General features: G+C 43.3%; 9 protein-coding genes and 1 tRNA gene. 7 read left to right on the top strand and 3 right to left on the bottom strand.

Annotated features, from left to right (window positions below):
• Positions 1–873: 873 nt before the first annotated feature.
• Together NBH01_RS20030 and NBH01_RS20025 are read right to left on the bottom strand one after the other, a co-directional pair.
• Positions 874–2331: an aminoacyl-histidine dipeptidase gene (locus NBH01_RS20030; protein WP_113748821.1), complete on the bottom strand. Its 1458-nt coding sequence runs from the start codon at positions 2329–2331 to the stop codon at positions 874–876.
• 24 nt (positions 2332–2355) lie between these two features.
• Entirely contained in the window at positions 2356–3342 is a 987-nt protein-coding gene (locus NBH01_RS20025) for a lysylphosphatidylglycerol synthase transmembrane domain-containing protein (protein WP_113748822.1), read from the bottom strand.
• A gap of 70 nt (positions 3343–3412) precedes the next feature.
• Here NBH01_RS20025 and rsmA point away from each other — a divergent pair, with 70 nt between their 5' ends.
• From rsmA to NBH01_RS19995, 6 genes are all read left to right on the top strand, one after another.
• Complete coding sequence (rsmA, locus tag NBH01_RS20020; protein WP_195380883.1) at positions 3413–4216, top strand: 16S rRNA (adenine(1518)-N(6)/adenine(1519)-N(6))-dimethyltransferase RsmA; 804 nt, start codon at positions 3413–3415, stop codon at positions 4214–4216.
• A gap of 53 nt (positions 4217–4269) precedes the next feature.
• Entirely contained in the window at positions 4270–5610 is a 1341-nt protein-coding gene (gene mgtE, locus NBH01_RS20015) for a magnesium transporter (protein WP_008760927.1), read from the top strand.
• Positions 5611–5695: 85 nt separating this feature from the next.
• Positions 5696–7573, top strand: coding sequence for a DUF349 domain-containing protein (locus tag NBH01_RS20010; RefSeq protein ID WP_225680825.1), 1878 nt, complete (start codon positions 5696–5698; stop codon positions 7571–7573).
• Between the two features lie 905 nt (positions 7574–8478).
• On the top strand, positions 8479–9822 hold the full coding sequence (locus NBH01_RS20005) for a BT_3987 domain-containing protein (protein WP_225679782.1): 1344 nt from the start codon (positions 8479–8481) through the stop codon (positions 9820–9822).
• Positions 9823–9861: 39 nt separating this feature from the next.
• Positions 9862–12963 (top strand): SusC/RagA family TonB-linked outer membrane protein, encoded by a 3102-nt coding sequence (locus NBH01_RS20000; protein WP_225679780.1) that lies wholly within the window; start codon positions 9862–9864, stop codon positions 12961–12963.
• Between the two features lie 24 nt (positions 12964–12987).
• Positions 12988–14829, top strand: a complete 1842-nt coding sequence (locus NBH01_RS19995) for a RagB/SusD family nutrient uptake outer membrane protein (protein WP_055216524.1) — start codon at positions 12988–12990, stop codon at positions 14827–14829.
• Positions 14830–15044: 215 nt separating this feature from the next.
• Here the strand turns inward: NBH01_RS19995 and NBH01_RS19990 are convergent.
• Positions 15045–15115 (bottom strand) — tRNA-Gln (locus NBH01_RS19990).
• Between the two features lie 264 nt (positions 15116–15379).
• Between NBH01_RS19990 and rsfS the strand changes: the two genes are divergently transcribed.
• The gene (gene rsfS, locus NBH01_RS19985) at positions 15380–15739 is read left to right on the top strand and encodes a ribosome silencing factor (RefSeq protein WP_008764242.1); all 360 of its coding nucleotides are present in this window, start codon (positions 15380–15382) and stop codon (positions 15737–15739) included.
• The last annotated feature ends 9 nt before the right edge of the window (positions 15740–15748 follow it).

Raw genomic sequence — 15748 nt, 5'->3', positions numbered from 1 at the left:
ACTTCTCACGGTTCGTTATTACTGCTTGACTGTATTTATTTATTTTTCCTCGCCCGTGAGACCTCCCCAGTTATGGACATATTCTTTCCATCTTATGTCTGCTTGATTTACTTTGGATGTTCCAGACAACTATAGGACTTCGTTTTGTTTAGCAAACTTATCCACATCCTTAAGCCTTAATATCAAGTTTCTGTACGTCAGACCAGATATTTGCCGCAGGCTTCCTTCAGATTCCACCTCACGATGGACACCCTTGCCGTTGGCTATATACTTCCCGTTGTCAGGGCGCTTTAGGGACTTACACCCGTTAGAATATGTTCGTGCTGGGCGAACTAAAAAGTGGGGATAACGTTTTCAATAACGCATCCCCACTCAAGCTTAGTTAATGTACTGAATCTCATTTCTCAATTCTGTACCCCCATGAAAGCATTTCGTTGCGACCTACTTCACTGAGGATTTTTCTAATTAATGAACTCATTTTCTTTGCCATAATCTTTAAACCTTTAAAATTACTAATACCTGAAAACTAAAAAACTTAAATCTTCTCTTTGGGGAGTATGCCAAGTGTTGAGTATCCCCAAACATGTACATCGGCATTGCCGATCTTTCTAAACAATCTTTCTAACTTTTTCATTTTGTTATCCTCCTAATTACATGTTTTATAACACAAAAATAGAGCCTTTGTTTATAGGTTATACCGAAAAAGGAGAGAAATTTATGTTTTATAGCATATTAATTGATTTGCATCAATTAATTTATTTGTTATAAGACAGAATTATAATATCGATGGCAGTAAATATGACAAAAAGGCACGGAAGATGTCTTCCGTGCCTTTTTACTGTATTATACCTATATATAATAGGAAAAGAAATCTTATTTCGTCGGAGTCTGTGCTAAGGTAGCCACCAGGAAGTCATAGAACTTCTGTACGGTAGGAATCAAAGCTCTTTCATCCGGTGAGTGCGGTGAGCGCAATGTAGGACCAAACGAAATCATATCCAGCCCCGGAATGATAGCACCGATAATACCGCATTCCAAACCTGCATGGATTACTTTCACAGCGGGTTCTACTCCAAACTGCTGTTTATAAGATTCCTTCATCGCATGCAAAATAGGTGATTCAACGTTCGGCTGCCATCCTGAATAGCCGCCAGTCATTTCCACCTTCATACCTGCCATAGAGAAGCAAGACTCAAGACTGGTAGTCAAATACTCTTTCATGCTATCGCTGGAGCTACGGGCCAGAATCTTAATCTCAGCCTTACCGCCGCCAATCGTAATGATAGCCAGATTAGAAGATGTTTCCACCGTATCGGGAACGGTCGGAATCATACGGGTCACACCATTCTGACAAGCAAAGATGGCATCAATCAGATTATCCTGAATTTCTTCGGGCACTTCGCCGGCAGGCAGTTCCACACGTTCTGCCGTAAAGCTGATCGGAGTTTCGATTGCAGAGAACTCTTCATTGAACAAGTCTTCGCAATATTTCACCAAGCCCAGCAGCTCCTCTTCATTTTCAGCAGGAATGGCAAGTACCGCACATGCCTCACGAGGAATCGCATTGCGCATATTACCACCGTTCCAGCTTACCAGGCGGGCTTCATAGCTGGCAACCGCTTCACGTACGAAACGTACCAACAGCTTATTGGCATTGGCGCGTCCTTCATTGATTTCCAATCCGGAGTGTCCGCCACGCAAACCTTTCAGGCTTACTTTAACAGCGACGTCGCCTTCTTCGGGAGCTACTTCCTTGTATTCCAGCGTAGCAGTTACATCCATACCGCCGGCACAACCGATATACAGTTCGCCTTCGTCCTCAGAGTCTAGATTCAGCAGGATTTCTCCGTTTACCGTACCCGGTTTCAAGCCGAACGCACCGTACATACCGGTTTCTTCATCTTTAGTGATCAATGCTTCCAGCGGACCGTGTTTCAAATCCTTTGCTTCCAGTACAGCCATGATAGCAGCTACACCCAGTCCGTTATCAGCGCCCAGCGTAGTACCTTTGGCTTTTACCCAGTCACCGTCTATATAAGTTTCGATAGGATCTTTTTCAAAATCATGAACCGTATCATTATTCTTCTGAGGAACCATATCCATGTGTGCCTGAAGAATTACACCTTTCCGGTTTTCCATGCCCGGAGTTGCCGGTTTACGGATAATCACATTACCCGCTTCGTCTACGAAAGATTCCAGTCCCAGGCCTTTTCCGAAGTTAATCAGAAATTCAGTCACTTTCTCCATGTGTCCGGACGGACGGGGAATCTGAGTCAACGAATAAAAATGCTTCCACACATTCTGTGGAGCTAAAGAAAGAATAGTACTCATAACAAATCTATTTTTATTAAGTGATTACTTTCGCTGTCTATTGGTAAACGGCAAAGCCGCCAAACCATATACACCCAACAAAACTACCAAAAAAGTTTGAATACCGTGCACAATTAGAGCAAATATTCCGGCATCCGTCACATTTACTCCGTAAAGCATCATCATCTCCATGATAGCAAAATGCCACGGTCCCGCCCCGTTGGGAGTCGGCACAATAACAGCAAACGTACCACCTACAAACATCACCAGTGCCGCAAGGATACCCAAATGAGCAGTGAATGCAAAGCAATAGAACGTAAAATAGAAATGAAAAAAATAACAAGCCCAGATGGCCAATGTATAAAATATGAACAAAGGAATATTGCGTACTCCTTTCAAAGACATGATTCCTTCCCAAATATTCAGCACAAAGCCTTTCACCCGTTCATAGAAAAACAGCGTCTTCCTTAAATAATAAAGAAGTACCACCACCCCGATAAAACAAAACAAGACGATATAAAACCATACCGAAGTCAAGAGGTAGGTAAAAGAAGGTATCTTGGTTCCTGTATTTTCGAGGAAAGTGACAAACACAGGCATTTGCAGCAATACGGTAATACCGGTAATCAGAAGAATGGTCAATGTATCTACCAGCCGCTCCGTCACCACTGTCCCCAGCGATTTGGCAAAGGAAACATTATCGTACTTCGCCAACACTCCGCAACGGCTCACTTCTCCTATCCGGGGAACGACCAGACTGGCGGCATAAGAAATAAAGATGGCATTCACACAGTCACTTCTTTTTGGGAAAGCATCCAGCGGCTCCAGCGTCTGCCGCCACCGCCACCCGCGAAATACCTGAGCAAGCACCCCGAACAAGAGCGAAAAAAGCATCCACCACCAGTTCGTGCCATGCCGTAATACCTCGCCGACCCTGCTGAAATCAAAGTCGCGATAAACCCAGTATAGAATAAAGCCGCCTAAAACAATCGGTAATATCAGCTTCAGCGTCTTTTTTAGTAGTTTCTTCATCCTTAATTCTTCATTCTTCATTTAAAAGAATTACCTTTGTCGGCTGCAAAAGTAATTATTTAGTTGGTAAATGAAATTAGTAAAGCCTAAAAAGTTTCTCGGACAGCACTTTCTGAAAGATCTGAAAGTAGCGCAGGATATTGCCGATACAGTCGACACCTTCCCCGAACTGCCTGTATTGGAGGTAGGACCGGGTATGGGAGTATTGACCCAGTTTCTGGTAAAAAAAGACCGATTGGTAAAAGTCGTTGAAGTGGACTATGAATCGGTTGCCTATCTCCGTGAAGCCTATCCGTCACTGGAAGATCACATTATCGAAGACGATTTTCTGAAAATGAACCTTCACCGGCTGTTCGACGGAAAGCCTTTCGTACTGACCGGTAATTACCCGTACAACATCTCCAGCCAGATATTTTTCAAGATGCTGGAAAACAAGGACATCATCCCCTGCTGTACCGGAATGATACAGAAAGAAGTAGCCGAACGTATCGCCGCCGGACCGGGCAGCAAAACCTACGGCATCCTGAGCGTACTGATACAGGCATGGTATAAAGTAGAATATCTCTTTACCGTCAGCGAACATGTTTTCAACCCGCCCCCCAAAGTGAAAAGTGCCGTCATCCGCATGACCCGCAATGATACCCAAGACCTGGGATGCGACGAAAAACTGTTCAAGCAAGTAGTGAAGACCACCTTCAACCAACGGCGTAAAACATTGCGCAACTCTATCAAACCGATTTTAGGCAAAGACTGCCCGCTGACAGAGGATGCATTATTCAACAAGCGCCCGGAACAACTGTCGGTAGAAGAATTCATCAGTCTGACCAACCAGGTGGAAGAAGCGCTGAAAACAGCCACCCCATCCGGTAACTGACCGATAGTGAGCGAAAACCGTAATTTGTAAAACGTTTAATCGTAAACAAAAAGATGAACGAGGAATACATTGACAACGTAAAACACCTTATCGAGCAAAAAGATGCCGATAAGGTTAAAGAGCTTCTTGTCGACCTTCATCCCGCCGACATCGCTGAACTGTGTGATGACCTGAACCCGGAAGAAGCCCGGTTTGTCTACCGCCTGCTCAACAATGAAACCGCGGCCGACGTACTCGTCGAAATGGATGAGGACGTTCGTAAAGAGTTCCTCGAAATGATCCCTTCGGAAACAATCGCCAAGCGCTTTGTGGACTACATGGACACGGATGATGCCGTAGACCTGATGCGTGACCTCGACGAAGACAAGCAGGAAGAAATTCTTTCGCACATCGAAGACATCGAACAGGCGGGAGACATCGTAGACCTCTTGAAATACGACGAAAACACCGCCGGTGGTCTGATGGGCACCGAAATGGTAGTCGTGAACGAGAACTGGAGTATGCCCGAGTGTCTGAAGGAAATGCGCCAGCAAGCCGAAGAACTGGACGAAATATATTATGTATATGTCATTGACGACGATGAACGCCTGAGGGGAATCTTCCCGCTCAAGAAGATGATCACCTCCCCTTCTGTCTCCAAAGTGAAACACGTGATGCAGAAAGACCCGATCTCGGTACACGTAGACACTTCCATCGACGAAGTGGCGCAAACCATCGAAAAGTATGACCTTGTTGCCATCCCCGTGGTGGATAGCATCGGCCGACTGATAGGACAGATTACCGTCGACGACGTCATGGACGAAGTTCGTGAACAGTCGGAACGTGATTACCAGTTAGCATCCGGTCTTTCGCAGGACGTAGAAACCGACGACAACGTACTAAGACAGACCACAGCCCGACTGCCGTGGCTGCTGATCGGCATGATCGGAGGAATCGGCAACTCCATGATATTGGGAAATTTCGACGCAACCTTCGCCGCCCACCCCGAAATGGCATTATATATCCCGCTGATCGGTGGTACAGGAGGAAACGTCGGTACACAGTCTTCCGCTATCATCGTACAAGGGCTTGCCAACAGTTCGCTGGACGCCAAAAACACTTTCAAGCAAGTGACCAAGGAAGCGGTAGTAGCCTTGATCAATGCTACCATCATCTCCCTGCTGGTATATACTTACAACTTTATCCGGTTCGGTGCGACGGCCACGGTTACTTATTCCGTATCCATCAGCCTGTTTGCCGTTGTGATGTTCGCCTCCATCTTCGGCACACTGGTCCCGATGACACTGGAGAAACTAAAAATAGATCCCGCCATCGCAACAGGTCCGTTTATAGCCATCACAAATGACATAATCGGCATGATGCTGTACATGGGAATTACTGTTTTATTATCATAAAAACACGATAATCAAAAAAAAATAAGCAAAAGAGTATGAAGTAATCGTTTTATTTCATTATTTTGTGACCCAAAACTAATATACAATGATGGACGCTCATGACACTAATCTTCCCTTGAACCAAGGGGAGTTAGAAGAAGAAAAGAAAACAGTTGAGGTTTCTGAAGCCATTACAGAGACTCCGACTGAAGAAGGTACCGAAAAAGTTACTGAAGAAGTTACTGCCGAAGTTCAGACTGAAGCAGCACCTAAACCTGCCACAAAGGAAGACGTACTGAACCGATTGAAAGAGCTTGCGCAAGACTCGGAAAACGCAAACAAGCAGGAAATTGACAATCTAAAACAATCATTCTACAAGTTACACAACGCCGAGTTAGAAGCTGCTAAAAAGCAATTTATCGACAACGGAGGCGTTGCCGAAGACTTCACTCCGAAGGATGATCCGACAGAAGAGGAATTCAAACGCCTCATGGGATCGATCAAAGAGAAAAGAAGTCAACTTGTAGCCGAACAGGAACGTCAGAAAGAAGAAAATCTGCAAGTCAAGCTTTCCATTATCGAAGAACTTAAAGAACTGGTAGAATCGGGTGATGATGCCAATAAATCTTATACGGAGTTCAAAAAGCTGCAACAGCAATGGAACGAAACCAAACTGGTTCCGCAAGGCAAGGTGAATGAACTTTGGAAGAATTACCAACTGTACGTAGAGAAATTCTACGATCTGCTGAAACTGAACAACGAATTTCGTGAATACGACTTCAAGAAGAATCTGGAGATCAAGACTCATCTTTGCGAGGCAGCCGAAAAGCTGGCTGACGAAGAAGATGTAGTTTCCGCTTTCCACCAGCTTCAGAAGCTGCATCAGGAATTCCGTGATACGGGTCCGGTGGCTAAAGAATTGCGTGACGAAATCTGGAACCGCTTCAAGGCTGCTTCTACGGCTGTAAACCGCCGTCACCAGCAACATTTCGAAGCGCTGAAAGAATCGGAACAGCACAATCTGGATCAAAAAACTGTCATTTGCGAAATTGTAGAAGCAATCGAGTATGATGAACTGAAAACATTCTCGGCTTGGGAAAACAAGACACAGGAAGTGATTGCTCTACAAAACAAATGGAAGACAATCGGATTCGCTCCCCAAAAGATGAACGTGAAGATATTCGAACGCTTCCGTCATGCCTGCGATGACTTCTTCAAAAAGAAAGGAGAATTCTTCAAGGCTCTGAAAGAGGGAATGAACGAGAATCTGGAAAAGAAGAAAGCACTTTGCGAAAAGGCAGAAGCACTGAAGGACAGCACTGACTGGAAAGCAACCGCTGATGCGCTGACCAAATTGCAGAAAGAGTGGAAAACAATCGGTCCGGTAGCCAAGAAATACTCGGATGCCGTATGGAAACGTTTCATCACTGCTTGTGACTATTTCTTCGACCAGAAGAACAAGGCTACTTCTTCACAACGCTCTGTAGAAGTAGAGAACATGGAGAAGAAGAAAGCGTTGATTGAAAAATTAGCTTCAATCGATGAAAACATGGATACTGACGAAGCCAGCACTTTGGTACGCGAACTGATGAAGGAATGGAATTCCATCGGTCATGTTCCGTTCAAGGAGAAAGATAAATTGTATAAGCAATATCATGGCTTGATCGATCAACTGTTTGACCGTTTCAACATCAGTGCATCCAACAAGAAATTAAGCAATTTCCGTTCAAACATCAGCAATATCCAAGGAGGAGGCTCTCAGTCTTTATATAGAGAACGGGAAAAACTGGTACGTATTTATGAGAATATGAAGAATGAACTTCAGACTTATGAGAATAACTTGGGATTCCTTACTTCTTCTTCCAAGAAAGGTAGCAGCCTGCTGACTGAACTGAATCGAAAAGTGGATAAACTGAAAGCTGACCTTGAATTGGTATTACAGAAAATCAAGGTTATCGACGAATCATTGAAAGCGGAAGAATAAATTTTCCCGAAACAAAGGATAAAATCCTCTCATATAAAAGCCAACTAACCCATTAGGGATTTAGTTGGCTTTTTTATTGAAGCTTTCATTATATTCTCACTGCACTGAGAAAAAATACTCATGCCTTTGAGAAAATTTTCTCAGTGCATTGAGAATTTTTTCTCAGTGTGGTGAGAATTTTTTCTCAAAGGCATGAGAACTCTTTGAGAATATAGCAACCTTTATCACGCTGTGTACTATCCAAATAGCAACTAAATATTTTCTCCCTTACACCCGTAATTAAACGACTGCCAAAATGCTTTATATTTAAAAAGTGAGTTTTTCGCCCGTCTGACCGAAGCATTCAACCAATTAAAAGGAATAGAGGAACAATTCAACTAAGTTCTGGTAGAACTTAGCATAAAAAAACAGTCTGTTAATCCGCTCGTATCTACATTAACGTATCTAGCTAAGCAATAGATTTACCATCTTTTTTGCTAAAAATCAACGATTCGTGCGCAAATATACTAATTAGTTCGAAAAAGCCATACTATTTAGCAATAATATTTCAGATTAAAATTACAAATAAGTTTCTTACTAATTCTCATTTAATCAATCAACGGGTAGAAACTGAGTCGTAATTTCCTTATTACGCCTTTACAAATCCCAACATTATCCATTGAATATCAACAATATATATTTTATTCTCTCTTATCATCTACTATATTATAGTTCTACCAGAACTAAGACATAGAACCTATTATTTTTTTGACTTTAAATCAGCATAGTTCAGCACGCAAATAAAAGTTTTAACTTCTAATTTTAATGCCTATGAGAAAGAAATAAGTATTCCAAATCCAAGAGTACCCACAAGTACTTCAACTTGTTTTTACCCTTTTTACCTTTAATAAAACTAATATTAATTTATGAAAAAATGCTTTGAATTAACACCATGCTTGCTGGCATTCTTATGCATTACCAGCTGCGTAGAAGATGTTGATAACGAACGTTCTAAGGGAATGTTCTCAGCATCACAAAGTGGATTCTCCACCATTGAAGTTTATGATTTAGGCCCTCTCAACAAGATTGATTTATCCATTGCCAAGGCAGGATTAGAAGATACCGGAGGAACAGTTACTTTTTCAGTAGAACAATCCCTGTTGGATTCTCTGAATAATGCGGACGGCACTTCCTATCAATTACTACCTCCCGAATGCTATACGATTGAAAATGCAACCTATTCCGTCTCTCCTGGCGGAGACAGGCGTGTAACAGGAGGCAGTCTGGTGTATGATCCTCACAAAATCTACAACCTGTGCGGCTTTGATGAACTTAAATACGTTCTTCCATTACGGGTATCCTCTACAGAGACTCCTATGAACTCCGACCGGACGGCAACGCTTTACGGATTTATCGTTAAAGAAGCCATCGTCAGACTTGTATCTACCGGAGGAGACTTCGTCGTTGAAGGAGGAACGACTACTTCACCAATGAATCTCGACACAGAGATAAGCTTTGAGAACGAATGGGATCTGACGACCTCGTTTGCAACCAAAGGAGCGGACTATGTGGACAACTACAATTCGGCAAATTCGACCTATTACATACCTTTACCTTCCGACTTCTACACTCTTCCCGATGTCACTATCGCCAAGGGAAAGACAACGGGAGGCTCTGCTATTAGCCTGCTGGGTGAAACACTTCCCCCCGGAAATTATCTTCTTCCGGTTTCACTCAGCGGACTTAGCGGCCAAGGAGATGCCAGCATCAACATAGACAAGGAAACGGTAGCCAACTATTTCGTAATCAAACAAGGCGGCCCTATTAACCGTGACCACTGGACAGTGACTGCCAACACGGAAGAAAAGACAGGCGAAGTTTCAGCCGCTTACCCCCACAACGGTCAGACGATATCTTTGATTGACGGAGAGATAAACACTTTCTGGCATAGTAAATGGCAGGGAGGCGAAGTAGCTCCACCATATGAAATAATACTCGACATGGGCAAAGAAAACAGTGTCAGCCAATTAGGACTCATCGCCAGACAAAATGCACTTACTTCTATGAATCTTGAGATTTATGCAGGAGATGACGGTGAAACATGGAACCTGATTGGAAAATACTTCTTTGACGGTAGCATAAAAACAGAGCAAATGGTCCCCGTAAAAGCATGTGACGCACGCTGGATACGTCTTTACATCCCCACTCTGGGCAGTGGTTCGTCTGTAGGACATCTGGCAGAAATATATGTATACGGCACGGACAAGTAACCTTAATTATTTTCTAATTCTTACTTAAAAGAAACATTTATGAATAAGATATTAAAAGTAATGTGTTTCATTCTGTTTGCCTTATTTGCAGGAATAGACACAATTTATGCACAAGGACAAAGTCCGACAGGACTCGTAGTCGATGAAAACGGGCAGCCGATGATCGGAGTGCAGATAAAAATCGAAGGAACCACAGTCGGCGCCATCACTGACGTAGATGGTAATTTCACCATCAAAGCCCAAAAAGGCAATATACTTCTTTTCTCTTATGTGGGTTACGAACAGCAAAAAATCACTTATAAAGGAGAAAAGGTATTAGCAATCAAAATGCTTCCGAGCACAGAGATGCTGGAGGACGTGGTTGTTATCGGCTACGGAAAACAAAAGAAGAACAGCGTAGTGAGTTCCATCAACGCCATCGGCCCCAAAGAGTTGTCCGTTTCTTCCAGCCGTAATATGACCAATAATCTGGCAGGGCAAGTACCGGGATTGATCGCAGTACAACGTTCCGGAGAACCGGGATACGACAATGCCGACTTTTGGATTCGGGGACAAAGTTCTTTCAAAGGAGGTACCCATCCGCTTGTATTAGTCGACGGTATCCCCCGGCAAATGCAGGATATTGAAGCAGATGAAATTGAATCATTTACCTTACTGAAAGATGCTGCCGCCACGGCCGTTTACGGAGCCGAAGGCGCAAACGGAGTTATCTTGATTACTTCCAAACGAGGAAATTCACAGAAACCTAAAATCTCTTTCCGAGCTGAAGGAACTATTCTCGAGCCAACACGCCTGCCGACTTTCATGAACTCAGTAGAAACGTTGAACCTATACAACGAAGCATTGAACAACGAAGGAACCGCCAGCATACGCACAGACGAAGAGATAGCCAAATACGGTCCCGGAGCCGACCGTGATTTATATCCAGACACCGACTGGTTGGGTACCATGTTAAGAAACCATACCTACAATATGCGGTATACCCTAAACGTAAGAGGAGGAACTGAACGTGCCCGTTACTTCGTATCCGGCGCCTTCTATCAGGAAAATGGTATATTCAAGGATTTCGGCAATGACTATGATAACAATATCGGATTGAAGCGCTACAATCTGCGCAGCAACATTGACTTTGACGCAACTAAAACCACAACAGTAAAAGTAGACCTCAGCGGACAATATCTGCAAACCAACTATCCGGGAACAGGAACCAGCACTATTTTTACTACCATGTGCCGTACTCCGTCTTATATCATGCCGGCAGTTTATTCCGACGGGACTGTGGCCGGACATCCCCGTCCGTCAGGCAACCGTTCCAACCCGTACAACCAGCTTGTTAACTCAGGATACGCCAAAGAATGGAGAACTTCCATCCAATCAAAAGTGGAAGTAGACCAAAAACTGGACTTCCTGACCAAGGGATTGACATGGAAAGGACTTATCAGCTTTGACGCAGACATGTCATATATCGCCAAACGCACCAAAACACCGACACAATATCTAGCCACAGGACGCGACGAAAATGGCAAACTGTTATATAAGACTGTAGTAGAAGGCAGCGATGTACTATCAGAAAACCTGAGTAACAGTTCAAACAAAAAGATTTACTTTGAAACAGCCTTCAATTACAACCGTACATTTGCAGAGAAACACGATGTAGGGGCCATGTTCCTATACATGCAAAAAGAAACACAGTATCACAATAACGCTTTACCTTATAGAAAGCAAGGTTTGGTAGGTCGTGTAACTTATGGATATGACGGACGCTATTTCTTAGAAGGTAACTTCGGCTACACCGGTTCGGAAACCTTTGCAAAAGGCTATCGCTTCGGTTTCTTCCCCGCCGTGGGTTTGGCATGGTATATCAGCAATGAACATTATTATCCGGAAGCCTTGAAAAAGGTAGTAAGCAAATTGAAATTAAGATTCTCCATCGGTCGTACCGGTAACGACGATACCGGCGGCAACCGCTTCTTATATCGTGGAACCATGAAACAGGATAATAGCGGCTATAATATCGGATTCAGCAACAGCGGCGCATTAGGCGGAGTAGGCAATGGAATTACCGAAGCCCAGTTCGAATCACCGTTTCTTTCCTGGGAAATCGAAGACAAACGCAACTTCGGTATCGACTTGGGGTTATTCGACAACCGCATTGACCTGCAAGTGGACTACTTCAACAACAAACGTAAGGACATCCTATTGCAACGTAATACCGTTTCCAATGTGACAGGCTTCCAGCAAATGCCATGGCAAAACTTCGGTATCGTGAAAAACCAAGGTGTGGATGCAAGTCTGAATCTCAATTATAAAGTAGGTGAAGTAAACCTGAGCGCACGCGGCAACTTTACATTTGCACGCAACGAAATCCTCGAATATGATCAGGTGCCACAAGTTTATCCGTGGCTCGAAAAGAAAGGAACTCGCCTCAACTCATGGAAACTATACATTGCTGACGGACTTTATACCGCCGACGACTTCAACATAACAGGTGAAGGTCTGAACCGCCAGTATGAACTGAAACCGGGAGTTGTATCCGGCTTGTCAAGCGGAGTACGTCCGGGAGATATCAAATACAAAGACCTGAACGGAGACGGTAAGATCGACAGCAACGACCAGATGGAAGATGTAGGAAATCCTTCTGTTCCGGAAATAGTTTATGGCTTCGGCCTCAATGCCGAATGGAAAGGAGCCTATGTCGGTATCTTCTTCCAAGGTTCAGGAAATACATCGACCGTATTAGGAGCCAGCTCGAACGGAGCATTTTTCCCGTTCCAATGGGGAGTCGAAGAGTCTGCCGTACGATCAGAAGTAGCCAACAGATGGACGGAACAGAACCCAAGCCAAAATGTAATGTTCCCCCGCATGCACTCTACCAATTATGACAACAATACAGCTGCCAGCACTTGGTGGCTGCGCAATGCCAGTTTCCTGCGACTGAAAAATATTGAAGTCGGTTACAACTTCAAGGAGAAAACACTGAAAAAAATCGGTATACAAGCTTTGCGTGTTTTTCTGCAAGGAAACAATCTTTGTGTATGGGATGATATCAAAATGTGGGACCCGGAACTTGGAAACACCAACGGCGGCTTCTCATATCCACTGAGCCGGACTTTCACATTCGGTCTTGACTTTACTTTCTAATAATACATATAATACATTATATATATGAAGACATTGAAAAAACTATCAATCATAGTAGCCGTAGGACTAAGCACGGTATTCTTTTCGGGTTGCAGCGATTATCTGGATGTATCGGACGACCTGGCGGCAGAATTAAGCATGGAAGAAGTATTCAATAATACCGGTTATGCCCGTCGCTTCCACCGATATATATATTCCGGAATTCCGGATGTATCAAACATTATTATAACCAGCGCTTATGCAGGTTTGACAGGATTAGATAATCCTTGGCCGGCAGTTTCCGACGAGTTAAAAAGTGCACAAAATAATGTCAAGACAATTCCGACAGTAGGTTACCATGCCGGATCGGCGGATTTATCGCGCTGGAGTCTTTACAAACAAATCCGTCAGGCAAACGAATTTCTGGCATACTCGCATACGATCCCACAGCAAGGTGACGTGACGGATTACATTGACGAAGACGAATTGGCAAGATTGAAAAACGAAGCCCGTTTCCTACGTGCTTACTATCACTACTTGTTATTCGAATTGTATGGCCCTATCCCCATTATGACAGAAATATCGGAACCGTCCGCAAGTGATCTGGACTATTACCGGAACTCTGTCGACGAAGTAGTGCAATTCATCGATTCCGAACTCAATGAATGCTACAATGAGCTGCCTGAAAAGGAAGTGAACGATGACGGAACTCCAAACGAGAACCGAAGCGCAGCACCTACCAAAGGGGCAGCATTGGCTATTCTGGCAAAACTCCACGTGTATGCCGCAAGCCCCTTACTTAACGGAGGATATTCGGAAGCAATCGCATTGAGGGATAATCAGGACAAACAACTGTTTCCTGCGAAAGATGACAAAAAATGGCAAACTGCCTTAAACGCGTTGCAGCGCTTCATTGATTATGCAAAAACTCACTATCACCTTTATAAAGAAAAAGATAAAGATGGAGAGTTGAATGCAGAAGAATCTCTATACCAACTCTTTCAAGTAAGTTTGAACAACCCGGAAGCTATCTGGCAAACCAGCAAGAATTCATGGGGCGATGTAGGTGGAGAAGGAAGAGAACGCAGATGCACTCCACGTGCCATATATAGCGGATTCGGTTGTGTAGGTGTATTGCAGGAAGCTATTGACGATTTCTTCATGAATGACGGCAAGAGTATTCACGAGTCAGGACTTTATTCAGAAGAAGGCATTGGTGAAGATGGCATTCCTAATATGTATAAGAATCGAGAACCACGTTTTTATCAGGACATAACTTACTCCGGCAAGACATGGCAAAAAACAACGAAACAGATTTATTTCTATAAAGGCAGTGGAGACGATAACTCCAAAGCGGATATGAGCTACTCCGGCTATCTGCTTTATAAAGGAATGAACCGTGATCTTTTAAACCAAGGAAGCAATGCCAAGTCAAAGTACAGGGCAGGAATGCTGTTCCGTCTCGCCGACTTCTATTTACTATATGCCGAGGCATTGAATCATGTAAACCCTTCAGATGAGCGTATCATTGCACACATCGACAGCGTCCGCTACAGAGCAGGTATCCCTTTATTGAAGGACATCAAGCCTGAAATAAAAGGCAATCAAACTTTGCAGGAAGAAGCCATACGCAAAGAACGCCGGATCGAACTATTTGCCGAAGGGCAACGCTATTTCGACGTCCGTCGCTGGATGTGTGCCGATGAAGAAGGATATAAGCAAGGCGGACCAGTACATGGCATGAATATGAACGCTGATAACCTGGAGGACTTTATGGAGCGTACCGCATTTGAAACCCGTATTTTTGAAAGACGCATGTACCTCTATCCTATCCCGTTAAACGAGATTCAGAAGTCGAGCAAACTTGTTCAGAATCCGGGATGGTAGCAGCCAAATGTCATAACACAGGCACAATAGGTATCTCATCATAGATGCAAAAAACATCACCTAAACGGTGCTGATGTAAAAAGAGTTTTCCATTCATTTTGGAAGACTCTTTTTTTGAGCCTTACCAGCTATGAAAGTATACCGCAAAAAACAAAAATCCCGCTAAAACTTTCATTTTAGCGGGATTTTCGTATTCATCATTGATGTTGATCTTGTTGGGCTACCTGGATTCGAACCAGGAATGACAGGACCAGAATCTGTAGTGTTACCATTACACCATAGCCCAATGATTTTCGTTTGCGGGTGCAAAGATACAAATAATTTGGGAATTGCAAACATTTCTGCTATTTTTTTTGCAAAAACTCTCATTTTGCTCCTTCAAGTAAAAGCATCTCCCCTAAAAAACACAAAAATTAAGTCATAACTTTCTTGTATCCAATAAATCACCGTATATTTGTCAAAAATATCACGTTTATAATCAGAAACAAAGGGTAATCCTTTTTTGTTATAAACCAAAAGAGAACATGAATTATTAATTTCAATTACAGGAATGAACGATACGAAAATATTAATTGAAAAAATTAAAGAGGGAATTCAGGAAAAAAAAGGTAAAAACATCATTATTGCTGATTTAACCAGTATAGAAGATACCATCTGCAAATATTTCGTTATATGCCAGGGGAACTCCCCTAGTCAGGTAAATGCTATTGTAGACTCTGTCAAGGAGTTTGCCCGTAAAGGTGCAGACAGCAAACCGACCGCAATCGACGGACTTCGAAATGCAGAATGGGTGGCAATGGATTATTCCGATGTACTTGTACATGTCTTTCTGCCGGAAGTAAGATCCTTCTATAATCTTGAACATCTGTGGGCTGACGCCAAACTTACTCAAATCCCCGATTTAGACTAATCCACAATT

This window comes from Bacteroides sp. B1-V-101 (genome assembly GCF_023656585.1).
Lineage (GTDB): Bacteria > Bacteroidota > Bacteroidia > Bacteroidales > Bacteroidaceae > Bacteroides > Bacteroides thetaiotaomicron.
Note: the sequence above shows the minus strand (reverse complement) of the source record. Positions and strands in the feature narration are given on the sequence as shown.